Source organism: Asticcacaulis biprosthecium C19 (assembly GCF_000204015.1).
Lineage (GTDB): Bacteria > Pseudomonadota > Alphaproteobacteria > Caulobacterales > Caulobacteraceae > Asticcacaulis > Asticcacaulis biprosthecius.
Map to the genome: position 1 here is coordinate 1,699,018 of NZ_GL883077.1, position 18,899 is coordinate 1,717,916.

At 59.0% G+C, this 18,899-nt stretch carries 12 protein-coding genes and 2 pseudogenes; 7 read left to right on the forward strand and 7 right to left on the reverse strand.

All coding sequences use genetic code 11. The features are described 5' to 3' along the window. A partial coding sequence (locus tag ABI_RS08015; protein WP_157138841.1) for an SDR family NAD(P)-dependent oxidoreductase occupies nt 1-392 on the reverse strand: 392 nt, incomplete at its 3' end. Nucleotides 393-714: 322 nt separating this feature from the next. Here ABI_RS08015 and ABI_RS08020 point away from each other — a divergent pair. After that, complete coding sequence (locus tag ABI_RS08020) at nt 715-1,188, forward strand: NUDIX domain-containing protein (protein WP_006272408.1); 474 nt, start codon at nt 715-717, stop codon at nt 1,186-1,188. Between the two features lie 194 nt (nt 1,189-1,382). Here ABI_RS08020 and ABI_RS08025 read toward each other — a convergent pair whose 3' ends face one another. Further along, nucleotides 1,383-2,813: a M23 family metallopeptidase gene (locus tag ABI_RS08025; RefSeq protein ID WP_006272409.1), complete on the reverse strand. Its 1,431-nt coding sequence runs from the start codon at nt 2,811-2,813 to the stop codon at nt 1,383-1,385. A 532-nt stretch (nt 2,814-3,345) separates the two neighbouring features. On the opposite strand from ABI_RS08025, the gene ABI_RS08030 reads away from it, so the two are divergent. Beyond that, nucleotides 3,346-6,891, forward strand: coding sequence for an intermembrane phospholipid transport protein YdbH family protein (locus ABI_RS08030; protein WP_006272410.1), 3,546 nt, complete (start codon nt 3,346-3,348; stop codon nt 6,889-6,891). A 29-nt stretch (nt 6,892-6,920) separates the two neighbouring features. Here ABI_RS08030 and ABI_RS08035 read toward each other — a convergent pair whose 3' ends face one another. Then, nucleotides 6,921-7,964, reverse strand: coding sequence for a potassium channel family protein (locus ABI_RS08035; protein ID WP_006272411.1), 1,044 nt, complete (start codon nt 7,962-7,964; stop codon nt 6,921-6,923). 139 nt (nt 7,965-8,103) lie between these two features. Between ABI_RS08035 and ABI_RS08040 the strand changes: the two genes are divergently transcribed. The 3 genes from ABI_RS08040 (at nt 8,104) to ABI_RS08050 (ending at nt 9,905) form a co-directional block, all read left to right on the forward strand. Then, a complete protein-coding gene (locus ABI_RS08040) occupies nt 8,104-8,286 on the forward strand; it encodes a YnbE family lipoprotein (protein ID WP_006272412.1) in 183 nt (60 codons plus the stop codon). 25 nt (nt 8,287-8,311) lie between these two features. Next, nucleotides 8,312-8,695, forward strand: a complete 384-nt coding sequence (locus ABI_RS08045) for a YdbL family probable chaperone protein (RefSeq protein WP_006272413.1) — start codon at nt 8,312-8,314, stop codon at nt 8,693-8,695. A 124-nt stretch (nt 8,696-8,819) separates the two neighbouring features. Further along, a complete protein-coding gene (locus ABI_RS08050) occupies nt 8,820-9,905 on the forward strand; it encodes a ChaN family lipoprotein (protein ID WP_050808225.1) in 1,086 nt (361 codons plus the stop codon). Nucleotides 9,906-10,009: 104 nt separating this feature from the next. Here ABI_RS08050 and ABI_RS08055 read toward each other — a convergent pair whose 3' ends face one another. The 4 genes and pseudogenes from ABI_RS08055 to ABI_RS08065 form a co-directional block, all read right to left on the reverse strand. Then, complete coding sequence (locus ABI_RS08055; RefSeq protein ID WP_006272415.1) at nt 10,010-15,970, reverse strand: SIR2 family protein; 5,961 nt, start codon at nt 15,968-15,970, stop codon at nt 10,010-10,012. A 235-nt stretch (nt 15,971-16,205) separates the two neighbouring features. After that, nucleotides 16,206-16,496: an IS30 family transposase gene (locus ABI_RS23535; protein WP_083811421.1), complete on the reverse strand. Its 291-nt coding sequence runs from the start codon at nt 16,494-16,496 to the stop codon at nt 16,206-16,208. Between the two features lie 406 nt (nt 16,497-16,902). Further along, nucleotides 16,903-17,112, reverse strand: a pseudogene (locus ABI_RS26740) (IS1380 family transposase); the annotation flags it as partial. 128 nt (nt 17,113-17,240) lie between these two features. Continuing rightward, nucleotides 17,241-17,516 (reverse strand): YMGG-like glycine zipper-containing protein, encoded by a 276-nt coding sequence (locus tag ABI_RS08065; RefSeq protein ID WP_006272418.1) that lies wholly within the window; start codon nt 17,514-17,516, stop codon nt 17,241-17,243. A gap of 161 nt (nt 17,517-17,677) precedes the next feature. Between ABI_RS08065 and ABI_RS24295 the strand changes: the two are divergent. Further along, a pseudogene (locus tag ABI_RS24295) lies at nt 17,678-17,800 on the forward strand (integrase core domain-containing protein); the annotation flags it as partial. 474 nt (nt 17,801-18,274) lie between these two features. Then, on the forward strand, nt 18,275-18,838 hold the full coding sequence (locus tag ABI_RS08075; RefSeq protein ID WP_006272422.1) for a DUF4352 domain-containing protein: 564 nt from the start codon (nt 18,275-18,277) through the stop codon (nt 18,836-18,838). Nucleotides 18,839-18,899: the final 61 nt, after the last annotated feature.

Here is an 18,899-nt window from a genome sequence, read left to right on the forward strand (position 1 = left end):
CCTTCGGGCAGCTCGGTTTGCGCCGCAAAGGCCTGACTGAGCAGGATTGGCGCCAGGAGGTTGGTGTTGGTATGGGTGGTAAAGCTATCGACCGTTACCGTAGCGGCGCGGTCGTCGGCAAAAATCGAAGCATTGTTGACCAGGACATGCAGCGGCCCCAAGGCCTTGACGGCATCACCGACCAGGTTGGTAACGCAGGCGGGCTGGCTGAGGTCACAGCCGACGGGTGCGGCGTGGACGCCGATCGCTTCCAGTTCGGCAACCAGGTCCAGGGCATCGTCGCGCGAGCGGTTGTAGTGGACCGCGATATCGTAGCCTTGGCGCGCAAGGGCCACGGCGATGGCCCGGCCGATGCGCTTGGCGGCGCCGGTGACCAGGGCGCGCTTAGTCAACGCGACGGAAATCGATCAGGTTCAGGACCATGTTCAGGACGAGGTAGCCGGCAAGCACGTAGATGGCGATCATGGTGGTAATAACTCCGAATAGTCTGCCCCTGATAAACGTGTCATGCGGTCTGGGCAAGAGGGCGATTTTTGAGACGCCTCATGTTTCTCCAGAAAGTGCCTAAAAACGTTACTGGAAACAATCCTGGGTACGTTTCTAGCAACGTTTCTGGGAACGTTTCTGGCCACTTTTTGGCATGAGGCTTTAATTTCTTGAAATGTCCTGCATTGTCCACTTGTGAAATGGTCGCAGGGCGTTCACATCTAGGACATGGAAGACTGGAAGAGAATTGTCGAGCCGTACTCGCGCCCGTTCTTTTTCGCCCTGTCGCGAACGACGCGGGGCAAGACACTGGGCGTGCGCGGTCTGGTGCTGGACAAGGACCAGCGCGTACTGCTGATCGAGCACACCTATCTTGAAGGCTGGTGGTTGCCGGGTGGTGGTGTCGATGCAGCGGAAACCGCGCATGAGGCCGTGGCTCGGGAACTGCGCGAAGAGGCGGGGGTCAATCCGGTTGAGCTGCCCAAGCTGATTTCCGTACACTCCAACGAGCAGTTTTTCCCCGGCGACCACGTGTTGTTGTTCCGTGTGGACGAGTGGGAACCCGTGGAAATGAAGGCGCAGGGCGAGATCAAGAATGTCGGGTTCTTTGCGCTGGACAAGCTGCCGGATAATATCAACGGCGGTAGTCTGCGGCGGATACAGGAAGCGTTGATGGGCTTCCCGCCCGATCCGATCTGGTAGGACTGGCCGTAGCTGCCCACACGAGGACGGAGCGCAGCGGAGGACGAGATGTCGTGGTGGGGCGACTTTCTTTCGGAAGCGCCGCAGCCTGCCACTCTGATAGCAAGTCGCCCCACCACCATTTCGCTACACTTCGCTTTGCTTCGTAGCGCTCATGGTCCCGCTCCCCACGCGAGCGCGGGGAGGTATTTCCATCAGCGGGCGCCGCGGGTCGACGACAGGGCCGGGCGCAGTTGGGCGCGGCCGTTGCTGCGTACCGCTGCCGGCTCGGTCTGGGCCAGGGCGGTCGGACGGCTGGTGGCGTCCTCGTCTTCGAAATGGTAGGCGCCCGTCTGCATGGCCAGGCTGTCACCCGAGCCGTCGGTGCGCTTGACGTCGGCCATGGCAACCATGGTGTCGATCTCGCGCTTGCGGGCGCGGAAGGCAATCAGGTCGGGGCCCTGCAGCGTGTTCGACTGCGGTACCTTGGCACTGCGCGGGTCGATCGGGCGCTTGTCCTTCCAGACTTCGAAATGTAGGTGCGGCCCGGTCGAACGGCCGGTCGTGCCGACATAACCGATCACCTGGCCCTGGCTGACCTTCTGACCTGGTTTCACCGCGATGGACGACATGTGAGCGTAGCCGGTTTCCCAGCCATTGGCATGGCGGATGCGGACCCAACGGCCGTAGCCGCCCCACCACTTGGCATCGACCACCACGCCTTCGCCGGCGGCTTCGATCCTGGTGCCTGTCGGCGCCGCGAAGTCGATGCCGGTGTGCATCTTCATGAAGCCGACGATCGGGTGGAAACGCATGCCGAAGCCAGACGAGGTACGGGCGCCGGAAATTGGAGTGGCCAGGAGGAAGCCTTTGATATTCTTGCCGAATTCATCGTAGTATTCGACAGTCTTGGCGCCCTTGGCCTGGAAGGAATAGAAACGGTCGATCCCGCCCTTGGCCTCGATCTCGGCATAGAGCAGGTTGCCGGCCTCGACGGTGCGGCCGCTTTCGGTGACCTTGCGGTCAAAAACCAGTTTGAACGTATCACCCGACTTGATGTCGCGCTGGAAGTCGACCTTGTGGGCGAACAGCTTTACGACTTGCTGAGTCAGGGACGGTGTGGCGCCCATGGCAGCGGCCGATGTAAACAGCGAGCCGTTGATTTCACCGATCGCCACGCGGCGCTCGGCCCGGATGGGCTCTTCCAGGGCGCGCAGGCGCATGACGCCGTCGCCCGAGGTGGTCAGGGCCAGTTGCTTGGCCGGGCCGGTACGTACCGTCAAACCCAGAAGCTGGGCGGGCTTGGAGGCATCCAGCGGACGCGCGATGGCCGCTTCGAGGCTTTGGCCAGCGCGTGGGGTGTTGACGTCGAAAGCCTTCGACAGCAGGCCAACGGCGACCTTGGCTTCGGCGGGCGAGACGCCGGCGCGGACAATGGCGTCGGCCAGGGTTTCGCCGGCGCGGACAGAAATAGCAACGTCTTCAGGCTGGTTATAACCGGGGCGGGCGGCGGCTTCAGCGAAGGCCCGGGTCTCCAGCGCCATGGCGGCGATGGGATCCAGAGGCTGCGACATGCCAGTGACGGGCTGCAGCACATTCCACAACAAGACGCCCAGAGTCAGGGCGGTCGCCGATGCGAAGATCATCGGCGTAACGCGGACTGGCTGTCGGCGGGGGTCGTGTTGAGCCATGCTTGTCGAAAACGTCCTGGTTTTACAGGTGTCGGACGTCGGGATAGTCACGGTTTTACATCCGTTCGTATCCGTCTTTACCGACCCTGAGGTGTTACCTTGACCTGAGTCTTGATCTCGCGAAAGGCCCTGCTTACGCCGAAAAAAGGCGAAAATGAGGCGACTTTTATCGCCTCGGGACCGGTGAATGGACCCACCTTTTACGGGCTCAAGGTTAAAATGAGCCTTAAAAAAGCTTAACGAAAGGTTTACAAAAACCTTGTTCGGCGAGAGTCTGCGCCTAAGCGCTTCTAAAGATGTGAAAAATTTACGCAAAACGCTACTGAACCCAAAATGTCACTGTCAAGACGGGATAACCGTGATTTGTGGCCGAAATGGTGATCCAGATGGAAAAAAGAAAAGCATTGTGTCCACAATTTTTAACAAGTTTAGGTGATATGGTCGTTTACCAAACCTCAGAGCGCGCAGAAGCCTAAACCGTCTGAATATGAGCAAAAGTCCCTCCCTCAGCGATGACGAGGCCCTGTGGTTCCCGGTGCACAGCAGCGGGGGCGACAGCTTTTCCCGTCCGGTGACGCCGGATGGCGCGCCCCAGGACACCTCGGATCAGGACACCTCGGATCAAGGCGCCGACGATGGTATAGGCGCACCTGCCATCCGTGGGCCACGCGGCCCAAGGCCTCCGCGCAAGGGCATCAAACCGTCCAGTTGGCTGTGGCTGACCCTGTGGGGCGCCGCAGCGCTGGGGATCGTCACCTATGCCGCCCGCAAGGAAATCGCCACCGTCGCCATCGAAAACTGGTTGAAAGGGCAGGGCGTCGAGGGCGCCCACCTGAAAATCAGCTCACTGGGGTTCGGCCAGGCTTCGGGGCAGTTCTATGTCGGCGACGCCAAGGAACCGGAATTTTCCATCGGCCGGTTCGATGTCGACTATACTCTACAGCCCTTTGCCGGCGGCGGCATGCCGCTGGCCCGGGTCAGCCGCATCCAGCTCAGCCGTCCTGTGGTTCAGTTTAGCTTCAAGGACGGCAAGCTCAATTTCGGTTCGCTGGACAAGCTGATCCAGAGCGCCCTGACGGCGCCGCCATCCGCCGCCCCGCCGCCGGAGTCGATCGTCATCGACAATGCGACCGTCCGTGTCGTTACCGACTACGGCCTGGTGCGTGGCCAGGGCGGCCTGACCCTCACCCAGGGGCGGATCACCTTTGCCCGCGTCGAATTGCCGGGCGCCGAGTTGTCCGGTCCCATGGGGTCGGGCGAACTGACGCGTGGCGTGGTCACGGCCAAAAGCGTCGGCGTGGCCGGGCCCGGCGATCAGATGCATATCCAGGCGCGCTTCGAAGCCAAGGACTGGGAGATGCGTGGCCCCGATCCGGTTGAAACCGCCGATGTCAGCCGCCGTCCGACCAACCTTCAGAACGTCACGCTCGATCTCGACTCGTTGCTGCCCTATCGCAAGACGGCGTCGGTGGCGGAGGCCTTTAGCGGCCCGACCGAGCATACCTTCGCCATCAAGGCGGCAGGGGTTCAGACCGCCGATGCCGATCTGGGCGGGCTTGAGGCCAATCTCCATCTCAAGGGCGCGCTGAAGACCTCGGCCACAGGCACCAACCTGACCGGCACCCAGTTCACTGGCCAGGGCCGGTTGCTGGCGCGCGCCGACAGTGTGATGAGCGGTGATATCGACAGCCGCGATCTGCGCCTGGAAGGGCAGAACCTGGCCGTCACCGCCAATCTGTCCGTGACCGAGCCGGTCGTGCTCGACATCCGCGGTCCGGTGACGGGCACAGCCGGCGCGCTGCGCCAGAATGACCTGTTCGCCAGGGAAACGCGGTTAAACCTGAGCGACTTCGCCCTGGCGGTCAACGGCGACGGCGTTGAAACAGATTTCGGCGGCACGGCGACGGTCGCGCGTGTGACGGTTTCGGATTTCGCCTTGGACGGCTTGCGACTGGCCATGACCGGCACCGGCGGCAGCGACGCCTCCACGGGGCGGTGGAATGTCGATATTCAAAGCGATGCCGCCAGTGACAAGGGCAGCTATACTGGACTGAAGGCCATGGCCGCGGCCCGCCTCAAGGCTGAGGTCGAACTGGCGACCAAGCCGCCAGTGCCGGGTGCGCCCAACCCGCCGCCGCCCGACGCGGTGGTCATGCTGGACCGCGCCCTGACGCGGTTTACGCTGCGGGCCAAGGGCTTGACCCTGGCTGTGGCCGGCACTGCGGAGGCCGGTGCGCCGGCGCAGTTCACCCTGCGGGCCCGCAATCCGATCGAACTGGGACTGAGTGGCGGCGGCAAGGCGACCATCGTCCCGACGCCGCAGCGACCTCTGCTGGGCAGTAGCCAGGTCGGTGCCTTCGGGGTGTCGCTGAGCGGCCCGGATTTGCCCAGCGTGGCTTTGACGGCGGAAAATGTCGGCCTGACCGATACCGGGCTGTTCGCCGGAACCTATGCCGCGAAGGCCGATTTCGACTTTTATCCCGTGTCGGGCGGTCATTTTGAAGGCGAGGGCCGATTCACCACCACGGCTGACGCCGGTTTCACTGTGACCCTGGCCGAGCCCGCGACAGTGACCGCAGCTTCGGCCGTCCTGGGCGATAATTTTACCGACGTGTCGCTGAAGCTGGCGCAGCAGGGGCCGGCCTTCCTGGCGATGGACGCCAAGGGTGGGTTCAGCGTGACCGGTGCGCTAAGCGACCTGAATTTGAACGCGCCCAATCTGCAGGCGCGGATGAGCGGCGGCGAAGGTCCGCTGGAGGCCTTTTCGATCCCCGGCGCCGAGGCTGTCGGTCTCAAGATGGCGCTGACCGCCGGCGTCCTGACCGATGGTCTGACGGGCGAGCAACAGCGCTTCAACCCACTGACCCTGACCGGCACCCTGACCAATGATGCCAAGGTGCTGAAGGGCCGGTTCATCGCCGCGGTCCAGTCGACCCGGCACAATCTCGCCGCCGTCCATCTCGACAACGACAATATCACCGGCCGCGGCGCCCTGACCTTCTCGACGGCCGACTATCTGACCTTCTCACCGGAAGGCTTGCAGCCGGTTTATCTGAGCCCTCTGGTCGCGGCGATTTTCTCGCGCGATGTGACCGGCAAGGCAGCCTTCAACGGGGCCATCACCTGGGACAAGACGACGTCGGGCAGCGGCGGGGTTTTGACACTCGACGGGCTCGACTATGTCGGCGCCACCGGTATTTCGCGCGGCCTCAAGGGCCGGATCGTCTTCAGCTCGCTGGCGCCGATGCTGAGTGAGCCCGGCCAGATGATCAGCATTGCCTCGATGGATGTCGGCGTGCCACTGACCGACCTGAAGCTGAGCCTGCAGTTCAAGGGCGAGACGATAGCTCTCGAGAGCGCCGTGGTGCAAAGCCCCGGCGGTCCATTGTTCCTGGAGCCGGCCGTGCTGCCGCTGGACGGCAAGTCGGCCATTTCCGGCGCCGTCAAGTTCGACGGACTCGACTTCGGCAAGATCATCGCGGCGACCGACCTGGCCACCTCCATGACCATGGAGGGCAAGCTGAGCGGCCGCCTGCCGTTCAAGATCGAGAACGGCCGCGTCAGCATCTCCGACGGCCTGATGCAGTCCGACAGCGCCGGCATGATTTCGATCAAACGGACGGCGGTGACCGGCATGACGGCCGGCGGCACGGTGACGGCGGAAGATCCGAACGCACCCAAGCCGGTTGCGCCTCAGGCGGATCCGAACTTCAATCCTTTCCAGGATCTGGCTTTCCAGGCGATGGAATGGATTCATTACGACCAGATCGATGCCCGGCTGAACTCGATCCCCGGTGGCAAGCTGAACATCAACTTCCACATCAAGGGCCGCTTCAAGCCGCCTCAGACGCAGAAGGCCAAGATCAGCCTCTTCGACTATATTTCCGGCAAGTGGATGACAAAGCCGATCAAACTGCCGTCGGATACGCCGGTGGAACTGTACCTGGAAGTGCCGATCAATCTGGATGAGATCCTGGACGACCTGACGGCGTTCAATGTGCGAACGGCGGCTAAGCCGCAATCTACCCCATAAAATGGCGGCGCAGTCGTCAGGTCCCGCCGTCAGCCTGCCGCCTTTTCGGTGCGGGTAATCTCGACAATGACGTCGCCGGCCTGAAGTGCCTGGGCTGGCGCTTCCCAATAGCCGTAGACCTGGCCGTCACGGCAGATGCGCAGGCCCATGCCGGTATCGATACTGCTCAGAGGGTGTCCGACTTCTGCTGCCGCGACGTCGCGCTCACGCAGCACCACCTTGCCGTCGGCCGAGGCCAGATCGGCGATATAATCGACCACATGGCCGCCTTCGGAGGCGCGCGCCAGCAGGTGTCCGCCCATGCTGACCGGATTGATGATGTTGTCGACGCCGGCCTGGCGCATCAGGCTTTCGTTTTCCGTCGCGCGTACCGTGGCGCTGATCGGCACCTTCGGATTGATTTGGCGGGCGCTGAGAACGATCAGAACGGTGGAGTCGTCGCGATGGGTTGAGACGATCACGGAACGGGCGCAGCGGATGCAGGCGGCTTCCTGGACGGCGTTGATGGTGGCGTCGCCTTCGATGGCCGTGACGCCGCGCCCGGTGGCTGCCGCAACGCGTGCGGCATGCTGATCGACCACGACGATGCCTTCCGGCGCGATGCCCTGGCGCAGCAGTTCGGTGACGGCGGCTTCACCCGTCGAGCCATAGCCGTAAACGATGATGTGGTCTTTGAGCTTGCTGCGGATCATGTGCGTTCGAAACTGCTCCCAGGTGCTCTTCAGGGCCAAGGTATAGGCCGTGCCGAAGAAGATGATCCAGATAAAAAGCCGCACCGGCGTGACGACAAAGGTGTCGAACATGCGTGCCCGGTCGGAGACAGGCACGATGTCGCCGTAGCCGACGGTGGTGATGGTTATGGCGGTGAAGTAGACTACGTCGCTGAACGAGACGTGGCCGTCGATATTGTCCTTGAGGCCTTCGCGGTCGGCCCAGTGGCCGCCCAGGGCGATGCCGATCAGAAACAGCACCAGGACGGCACGGACCCCCAGGGACTGCCAGATGTTGAGCCTGGCCTTGCGCTTGAGCACGGTCGGTGTCGGCGCGGGAGCGGTAAAGACGGGCAGGGGCATACAAATTCCGTAAGGAGCCCTTAGGCCTTAGCACAGGTGATTGTATGCGGAAAATATGCTTTCCGTTCAGCCACGGTTCAGCCTATATCTCCTACTATTGTGACACGCGCCGTTGGAACGGCGGGATGAGGAGCCATATATGAAGAAGGCAATTGCTATGGCTGTGGCTGGGGCGAGCGCGGTGGCGTTGATGGCATGTACGCCGTCGGTAAACGTCAACGTCAATCTGGCGCCCATCTACGCCAAACTCGATGTCAATGTGAAGGTTCAGCTCGACGAGGACGTGAAAGCCCTGGTGCAGCAGAACCCGAACCTGTTCTAACCGCGTGATCTGAGTGAGAAACACCATGAAAACGAACAAACTGTTCAAAGCCGTGCTGACCGCCGCCGCCGTGACCCTGTCGGGCCTCAGCGTCGCCGCCATCCTGGTCACGCCCGCCGCCGCCGATATCGCGTCGTCCAAGGCGACTGTCGATGCTGCCAAGGCCGCCGGTACGGTCGGCGAAAAGCCCGACGGCTTCTTAGGCATTGTCGGCGGCGCCGACTCGGACACCCAAGCCGCGGTTGTCGAAATCAATGAAGGCCGCCGCCAGGTCTATGGTCAGGCCGCTGCCAAGAACGGCGTGTCGATCGAAGCCGCCGGCCAGTCGGCCTTTGTCAACATCATCCTGCCGAAGTTGGCGCCGGGTGAGTATTACCAGGACGCCTCGGGCAACTGGGTGAAGAAGTAGGTTTCCGTTATTGACGGATCTTGAGCCCCTCCGCAGGTGACTGCGGAGGGGTTTTTGCTTGGTCTGGCTATGGGCAGTGGCGACAGACCATGCTAGTTTTTATCCGGTTTCAAGGAGTTCGGATATGGCTGTAACCTGCCTGCGTTGGGTGTGTGCTGCGGCAATGATGCTGGGGGCCTCGCCCGGGCTGGCTGGGGCGGGCAGCCCTGCCTCTGTCAAACCGGTGGGAGAGGGATTCCAGCTGGATGCGCCGCTGGTGGATTTTTATGACACGGCCTTTGTCATGGCCGATCCGGCCGGGGGCGCGCCGCGCGTCCTGTCGCCCGAGGCCCTGGCGGATCTGTTGTCCGGCTATGATATTGTCGTGTTCGGGGAAAGCCATCGCCATTCCGGCGTGCACCTGCAGCAGCAACTGCTGTTTCGTGCCCTGGTCGCGCGCGATCCCAACTATATCCTGTCGTTGGAACAGTTCGAGCGTGACGTTCAGCCGGTCGTTAATGACTACCTGGCCGGCCGTGTCGGCGAGATGGCGTTGACCAGTCAGGGACGGGCTTGGGACAATTATGCGACTTCTTACCGTCCGCTGGTGGAGTTTGCCCGCGTCCGTCAAATCCCGGTAGTTGCCGCCGAAGCGCCGGTCTGGGCCGTTGTCTGCATAGGGCAATGGGGCACGGGCATTCTCGATCGCTTTACGGCCGAGGAACGCGCATGGGTGGCGCGTGATCTCAACCCCGCCACGGGCGCCTATGGCGACAAGTACATGGCGTTCCAATCGTCGGCAGTGGCGCACGGCGGCGGGGCCGCGACATCACCTGAGGCCCTGCTGAAGGCGGAACGCAGCCTGGCCGGGCAGGTGGCGCGGGACGATACCATGGCAGAGTCGATTATTTTGGCCCGGCAGGCCCATCCGGGGCGCAAGGTGTTGCACCTGAACGGCAATTTCCACAGTGCCGGCTTTCTGGGGACGGTCGAACGGCTGAAACTGCGCGACCCGGGGCTGAAGATTGCGGTCATCGACCCGCTGGAGGTCGACAATCCCCTGACGCCGACGGTTACGGCGGGGGATTTGGCCAACGGAACCGTGGTGCAACTGATCTACCCTAACCCGCCCGGTTTTGTCGACGGAGAGGACACCAGCACCTGGGTTGCGGGCCTGATGAGCAAGCGAAAGGCGAACACCTGCAAATATAGCCCTGAGGTCGCGGGCTGAAGGCGAGAGCCGTCGTTTCAATGGGGAATCGTCTCTGACACTTTTTCTTACTGGAACTACCAACACTTTTGTTAGTTTAAAGACTCTGACCCTTTAGAATTTCTTCAACTGCTAAACATGGGTAACATTTGCTGAGTTATGTACTCCTCAAGGCGAACGACCTCCGAATTATACTCGATATAATATGCAAGTTCTCGTGCGCGGATTAGAACGTTCTGAGCTTCGGGAAGATTGAGTTTGTGCATCGCGATGCCCAACAAACTCAGGGCTGATATTTTTTGCAACTCAGTATCGTGGCGCGTTGCCAGCAAAAGTGCGCGTTGTGCTGCATCGATGGCATTGCGGCTCTCGCCCTTGTTGATCAGGAACTGGGCGCGCGCCAGCGAGGCCCCGCTGATGAGGCGCGGCATCCCCATGACGTTGGCGTAGGCCTCGATTTGGTCGAGAACATCATTCAGGTCGTCTTTCTCTTGCTGCGGGAGTTGTTCGCCGCACTGCATGATGCGTACCCATGCTTCGGCGAGAATGCCCGTTTGGCGCACGTCTTCGTGTCCACCGTTGGCTGCCAGCGAGCAGGCATTACGGATATTTTCAAGAGCTTCGGGGAATTTTCCAAGTCTACGCAGACAATCTCCGTAATGAATTAGCATTATGGCCGCGGCGCGGTAACGGCGAATATCCATAAGGCCTTCGGATACCAACTTGTAGACAGGTAGGGCCCGGTGACCTGCTCCCATCAGATCGTCAATCATCGCCAGATAGCCCTTGGCAATCATGTTGATCGACTTGGTTTCATCCTCGTCTTTTGCGATGGCGGCGAGCAAATCGCGCGCGGAATGCAATCTGCCACGCTCAATAGCGGTGATGGCAAAATTGAGGTTGATGCGGTTGTGAAGGGGGCCGGTTTCCTGGTTCTCGATGTAACGTCGGGTGACCATTCGCGCCTGGTTGAGCAGCAGAGAAGCATCTGTCATCCGGCCCGATGCAAGACTGAGGACGCCACATTCGTTAAACAGCCACACGATTTCTTCTGCGTGGAATGTGCACAAATCTGTAAAATCGTCCGTTTCGGGCACTGCGGCACCGTCTAGGTGGACCGCTCGTCGCAGTAGCCATCGTACTCGAAGACGGATGGCTTCGAAATATCCGGCGTCGGGCGTGGGCAGACCTTCGTCTTGGTAGGTATTAAAACGCGAAACGACGCCCACGCTGTAAAAGGAACGTAATGGCCCAATGGCGCCTCTCAGGCGGGCCCGGTCGATGGCGTCGCGTTCGCCGTCGTTCTCGGCGTAGTCGCGCAAAGGATCCTTGTAGACGTGCGCGCGGCTGCCCGCGACTTGTTCGAAGCCGGACAGGTCATCGATGAGCTGGCGAATACGGCGGTGTCCCTCTGCCGATGGCCGAGGGAAATCGTTCGGCTGAGTCGGGTACATCGATACGGTAAGCTGATCGAGTTCCGAATAGTCCTGTGGCGGGGCATTGAATTGACGCAAGATGCGGCGCCGCAGCGACTTGTGGGTGGTGAAGCGATGTTTTCGCCGGTTGTTGTGGTGGTATTCGGCACCTTTCGGAGCGATACGGAAAATCAGGCATCGGTGAACCATCAGGTCGAGGACGAGGTAATAGATGGCGGTTTCGCGTGCCTGCTCCGCCCCTTCGAAAAAGTCGGCCTTTATAGTTTTGATCGACGAGATCAGCCCGTCGAAATGCTTGGCGATGGCACCAATCCCCGACAGGACGGCAATATCCACTGGCTGCCCGATGATGCTCAGATGGACAAGAATGGCCTCCTGCAGATCGACCAGCGCCTTATGGTCCAAGTTCTCGAGAATGTACGCCAGATCTTCCTCGTTGGCCTTGAGGCAGAGGTATTCGTGAACGTTTTCCGAAGATGATCGTTCACGAGAAAAACCCCTGGCCTTACGCTTGGCCTTCAAATTGGCGCGGTTACGGGTCTCATCGGAAATTTGTTCCAGGATCAAAGCAACGCGACAGGTGTAGGGCCATGTTGACAGTGGGTGTCCTAAGCTGCTGGTACTGTCTATCCGATACTGGTTGAGCACGATTTCAACGGCTGCGTCGGCGCGGTTGTCGGGCGACAAGCTGACAGCAGCGAGGGCCAGCTTTTCGATGAAGTTTTCCACCGGCGCTAGATCGACGAAGCCGTGGGGTTGGCGTTCGATACGGCGGGCAATCATGTCTTCGATCAATGCCAGTACAAGGGTCATTGCAAACCGGTTGTGACCAACCGACCGGGCGATTTCGTGGAAGTAATTGCGGAAGGGAGGTTTTTTGTCTTCAAACTTTTGGTCTTGGATGGTGTCCAAGATGACTTTCCCGGCTGTGTCTTCGCGCGCTTTCAAAACGTTGTCGGCCAACGGTTTTTCGCTGTTGCCTGTCATCACACGTTGATAGGTATCGACGCATGTCAACATCAGATCTTCGAATTGACGTTCAGTCAGACTGGCCTTTTTGCGTTGGGCCAACGCCGTTTCGAAGGCCTTGCGGACGTGCTCATCGAGGCCATGCCGGCTATGACGGAACCATCTGATGTTTTTGATATCAGGCAAGTGTTGCTTGCGGGATTCTTCGAAGTCGTCGGAGTTTCCTTCGGTGGAAATATAGACCGTCATGTCTGTTCTCGTTGAGACGGCGTCTGAGGCACGGCTCATCAGGTTCAGGGCGCTGGCGGCGATTGGAAAGAAACGAACAGCCAGAGCAATTGGCCGCATCCATGAAAGCGGATGGACGAAGAAGCGACAATTGTCCGTGGTTTCGGGATGACACCATTCCAGTCGTCCGCGGCTCAGGCGCTCTTCATAGTCGGCTCTGAGATCAGGTGTGACATTGGCCGGCCAAAGGGCCCGGAAACAAGGCGAGGCATTGGGCGCTTTGGGAGTCTTACCTTCCAGGGGTTCGGGCGGTGATTGATCAGATTTGCGGGAAGAGGCGAACGAACTGGCGGTAAATGTGTCATGTGCCAGAAACACGTAGTCGATAGGTGCGGACTTGTACCTGTCATCAACCAAGGCTCCGAAAAGCTGCTTAATCTGGGCGTTCTTGGCTTCGCCATCCTTGTTGAAGAACATGTTGACATTGTTCACGGCGATGATGATACGCCCTTCGACAGTGCTGGACCCCTTGGCGGCAAGGAGTTCAAGGCAATAACGCAGGCGCTCGACGCGGTTCTGCCTTATGGCATCAAGGCTTGCGGCAATATGGTCACGCATGCTCTTCTGGGCTTCGGCCGTCACCGGTTCTTCAGACGTCTCCGGTTGCTGGTCTCGTTTGATGAGTGCGTCTGCTACATCATTTATATGATAACAAATGATCCCGGAGAGCAGATGGCAGAGTCGGTCAAACACCGACATGATCTCGTGCGAGTGGCCGAGATTGAAAAAGGCCGAATGTATATGTCTCGCCGCCGTCTTTGCTTGTTCCTCAGTTTTTTCCTTTGCGTCGTCGAACTTGATAAGCTGTATCCAGTCGCAGAACTGGGCGAAGCGAGTGTGAGACCGCAAGGAGGAAAAGACCTGGCCCCGACCCCCGCCGCGCTGACCCAATAAGAGGAAGACTCGGCTGCCTTCCTGCGGTAAGGGAATCTTACCATTTCGGAGGGAATCCTTCAGCATTTGCAAAGCCGGAGAAGGGGCGTCCGAAAAGAAACGGTCCGTAGAGGGCGCCAGTGTCTCATAGGCTGACTCGGGAACGGGCTTGCCGCTAACGGAGGCAGCCCGCTTCAAAAGGATACGGTGACGTGAAGCCTCAAAATACATTGAATCACGATTGGTGCTTTCGACGCCCAGATCGTTGTAGGCTAGGTATTTCCGGATTTTCTGCTCTGGCGGTCCATCCAGTTGCACCGGGTCGCGCATGCCGAATGGTTCGCGCGGCTTAGGCCAGTTAGACCAGCGGATTTTCCAGTCGTTCCATTCCTGCACGGTGCGCAACAACTTTGAGCACAGGAAGTTTCGGCGTACGACACTTTTGACGCCTTGGAGGATGACCTGGATCGCGTCGGAGTTGGGGCATCCACGTGCACGGGAGTCCAGTTGCGCGCAAATCCATGTTGCTAGGCCGCAGATCGTGTCAATGACATCCTGCACTGCGACAGCGTTGAGTTTAACGCCTTCACATTCCAGGCACCTGCCAGCCGCTTCAAGTTTTTGTTTCGCGGAAATGATGTCGCTCTTCAGCTTTTTTGCATTGGCGACACGCGCTTTACCGAGGTGTTCGGGTGTGTATTTGTCCATGGCCCAAATAAGATCCATTATCGTCTTCATGTGGCCGGGTTTTTTGCCTTGGGTTGTCCATGCCTCCCCATAATAGATGTTATAAACGCCGTACCTGGAGATAGCTTCCAGTTGCTTTGCCACGCGCGTGTCCGGGTCGTCCTCATCGGGCAGGAGAGCGATCGCAGGTCGTTCGCTCAGGTGGTTGCTGTCCTGACTGAAGCCGCGAAGCGGCCGAAGGATATCCGGCTCTTTCATTCCCAGTCCGAGAAAAAGCAAGGGGTTTGCATTGAAGATCAGTCGCATAGCGTCGTCGTTCCGAATCTTCGGATCGTCGTCGCGGGCGTATCTTTCTCTGTAATCCCGCTCAGACAGAACCAGCCACGAATGGGCATGCCGGGCCTGTCCATGAATGTGCAGCATCTGGTTGCGGGCATCGCGGCTATCGGCGCCATAGTCGTATAGGTAAGCTGATGCGCCGGGTCCGACATCAATGATATCGGCACGGTACGAGGCTTCATCGACCATAATGCGGCGAACGGAGGTATGGTCGCGCACTTTGTGTTGCAGCGAAAATTCCTTGGTATTGTGCGAAATCTCGCGATAGCCGCGATGTTCCAAATAGGAGTCAAATTCCCCGTCGTAATTGGTGGTTAGAAGACGTTTAATTTTCAGATCCGTCGTTATAATCGAGTACGGATCTTGGCTGTGGGGCAGTCGGTGCCGAGACTGCTTGGCGATTTCGACAAGGGCATCGAGACCAGGGGAAGGCTTGGCGGCGTCCGCCGCTTTAGTTGACTCCATCACAACGTTTATCAACGCGTTGAAATTTCGGAGAAGCGTGCGGAGCGGTTTCGGTTTGAGCGACAGGTAAACCGCCTCGACGATCGACTGCTGGAGTGGCGTACTGGCTTTCTCGCGCAAGGGTTTGCAGGCTCCATCCTCCCTTTTATGCTTGAAGAGGTCGGAGAAGGTCGTGTCGATTACGGATTCGATTGCGCCGTTATAGTTTTGCAATGCACCCAGGTGCGGCATCAGATGTCGGTGGTCGATTTTTAGATAAAACAGTGACGATATCACCCGGGCCTGTTTATCGTGGATAGCCGAGGGAGGAGAACGGCCGAAGTCGGGATAGGCTATGAGCCGCCTCAAGTTATTGATTAGCTTCGCGATCCCATCTTTGTCGTTGCGGTTACTGGACCCTTCGGTCTGATTGACCCCGCGGTGCTTTTGCAGAAGATCAGTGAGCAAAATTTCGAGACGGCCGCGTTCGTCCCGTAGTTGCCATTTTATGCGCTCACGCAGATGCGCCAGCGCGCGTTTGTCAATATCCCTTCGCAGGCCACTTTCATGGGCGGGGAGGCTGAGTCGGCGAAGTTCGGTGTACAGATTTTCGCAGATTTCGAAGCCGAAGACCAGCTCAAGGCCGTTACCCATTGGGTTTTGCCGAACGGCAAAGTCCTTGCTCTTTCTGTCCTTCTCGAGGAAGTATTGTTCGAAGGTCTTGAAGAGGGTCTTGAACTTCGATGGGGGAGTGGTTTGGATGTCTGGTTCGAGGAGTGTCGCAATTTCAGAGGTGGCGCCGTCAAGGTAACCAAGGGCGACGATTTCCTCGAGAATGAAGGCAGCAGTATTGCGTAAAAGCGATGGCCAAAGTGGTTGGCCATAGCCATTGGTTAGGCCCGATCCAGTGACGGCAATCAGCTTGCGGACGTTTAGCGACCGAGCCAAGTGCGCGTTGGCGTGAGATTCAAGGAGATTGAAATCAAATCCCGTTCTGACGAGATGTTCGGCATAAACCCAATCACTCAGGGTCTCGTCCCGTTTTTGCATTGTACCGCCCAGATTGCAAAAAATTCACGTTACAATACTGAATAGTGTCTGACAATGGTTCCAACCTTGGCTGTGTTGCAAGGATTCAAAGAGCTGGCCTCAAAAGTTCATAAGACATAGAAGGCGGTGTCAAACCTGAAGTGCAACACTCGCTTCTGCGGTAAGAGTTGCATTCAGGTATTGGTTGTAGACCTCGCGCGGGGTTTGGAAGTCGAGAATTTTTCGGGGTCTGCTGTTAAGTTTGTGCGACGTCGTCGAGGTCGTCCTGTGTCAGGCTGCTGAGGTCTGTTCCTTTTGGAAGGTATTGGCGTATGAGGCCGTTGGCGTTTTCGTTGCTGCCGCGTTGCCATGGGCTGTAAGGATCGGCGAAGTAGACTTTCACGCCCGTGCTACGCGTTAGGTCCTGGTGTCGCGCCATTTCGGTGCCACGGTCATAGGTCATGGTTTTGCGCATGTGTGTCGGCATTTGGTCAAACAAACGCTCGAAGCCATGCTGGACGGCCAGTGCATCGAGCGAGGTCCGTATTTGTCTTTGCCCCCTTTATTTTCCCGGTTTCGTCGACGGCGAGGACACCAGCGCCTGGGTTGCAGGACTTATGAGTAAACGAAAGGCGAGCACCTGCAAGTACAGCCCTGAGGTCGCCGGCTGAAGACGGAGGTCGTCGCTGCAGTGGGCCGTCATTAGTTCTGTTTTTACTTACGCCCAAGCTGTGGCGGACCCAGCCGACCTTTGGAGTCATGAGTATGGAAATTGTGGAAATTGTGAGAGATGGGCCATGCGTCAGGTTATATTGCCGCAGTTGGTAGTAAGGTGACTGCGTATATAACCCCTTCACAATCATCCTGAGCCAAGCGCGTATGGCGCGAATGACCATTCCGGGTGTTCCGCATCAATTACGGCATGTCCCCGAAATCGTCCCTTAGAAATCGTCCTTCAGGATCGAAGCTACCGATTGGGTCACCAGGCAAGGATTACGTCGGTCCGGAATGAGCCGCCAAAGCTGCTCGATGATGCACGCAGTTCAGCAGCAGCCAAAAGCACGACGACTCCGTCAGAGCTGATACGGCCACCATCGAACGCAGCGGTGACCTTTTTGCGACTGACTTGGCAAATCGAACGGAAAATCGGCAATATCGGTCATGGTGGGTGTGGCAAAATAAGTGTCGCGGGTAAATTCAGTGTGGTAACCAGAATCTATTCCAGAACAATGTGTTGCGCCACACCCGCCGCCAGTCTTAACTCAGATGTGGATTAGACGGGCTAGCTGCTTCAGTTCTGGTAGTGCCGCTTGCCGTTGTCATCTACCCAATATGTATTGCCATTGCCGTCGCTGTAAAGTTCACGCTTTTTGCCCTGCTCGACAACGTAACCGATGACGGCGCCGGCGACAGCCCCGACCGCTGCGCCCTTGACGACATCATTGCCTGTCGCAGCGCTTACGGCAGCACCGCCGACGCCCCCGATAAGCGCCCCGCGGCCAACGCCGTCAGTTGCACAACCGCTCAGCAACACGGCGGAGGCCAAGCCCAATATTGCGATTTTCATAGCGTTTCCCTTTTCGTCAAAAGCCGAGCGTAAGGCGCTCTGGGCACCCGCTTGGCTGCTTTGACTGTAGCTAACCCGCGCTCTTTTTCTGATCGGGAATTGCCGGCGGATTGTAAATATCAGGCAACGGCCTGCAGCAAGGAAGCCGTCAGGTGGATTCTCGCCGGGTAGCGTGGCATGACATCGCACCGGGAAAGCCGAACCCGAACGCCTTCGTGGAAAGCTTCAATGGGCGCCAGTGCGATGAACTGCTCGGCGAGACGCTCTTCACGTCTTTGCCCCATGTTTTGCCACAGACCGGTTGCAAAGCCGCCGGGCAACGGCAGCCCGACGGTACTTTCATGGCTCATGTTGACGTTCAGGTTCCGGCCGGTACTTGGTATGTCCAGGGAGCGGGCACCAATATGGACAACTGCCTCGGCGCGCCCGCCTTTTCGGCGAAGGGCGGCTCGGTTATGTATCTTGGAACGTTCGACGCAGGGGGCGATCGGATGTCGGTGACCATGGACATGGCCGATCTGGACCGTGGAAAGGCGAACCTTGGGGTCGCTGTAACCCCGGCGGCATGGGTCAACGGGTATACCTATGCCTGCCGCCAGATGTTGATGTACGCGCTGGAGTTCAATGGTTTCCCGTTCGCACCAGGCTATCACTGGGGCTTGGCGGCGGGCCGCTGAACTTTAGGGCTTGAATCTCATGGACTTTTTACAGCTGAAGATCTTGCTTGGGCGCGTCTTTGCCGTCGCCCGGAATCCGTCATGTTTCGTCCTGCTCTTGCCTTTGCTTTTGTCCTTGCCGTTGTGGTGTCGGGATGTTCTCCCAAGTCGGGTGCTCCTGCGGCGACGTTGTCATCGTCGGCGTCGGGTGTGCACTATATCGACCAGACCGTGAAGGCGGGTGACACTGAGGTGGTGGTCAACGAAATGTGGTCCATTGTCGACTATCCCGAGGCATCGAAAGGCGCCGTCGCGGTGGCCGTGCGCTGGACGGTGCACAATGCCGGCGACAAGCCGCTGACCGACAAGACTTTCCCGGTGATGCGCCTGGTCGACGGGAAGGGCACGGTGTATACGCCGGACAAGGCCCTGACCGAGGCGCTGCGCAATGACCAGGACATGTCCGATCCGGATGGCAGCGATCTGAACCCCGGCCTGGCGGAAACGCGGCTGTCGGTGTTCGAAGTGGCCGCCAACCGGTTTAACCTGTCGGACTGGTACATGCTGCCGGCCGACGGGGTAAAGATGGCGTTCTGCACCCAGGCGCAGGCCTTGGATGGCAAGTGCCCAGCCAGCATGGGGGCGCCGGCAGTGGCCGGCGGTTGAAGACGTTTTGCAATTTCTGGTGTTGCGATGCTACTCTTGGGCTATGTCCTGAATTTCAGTA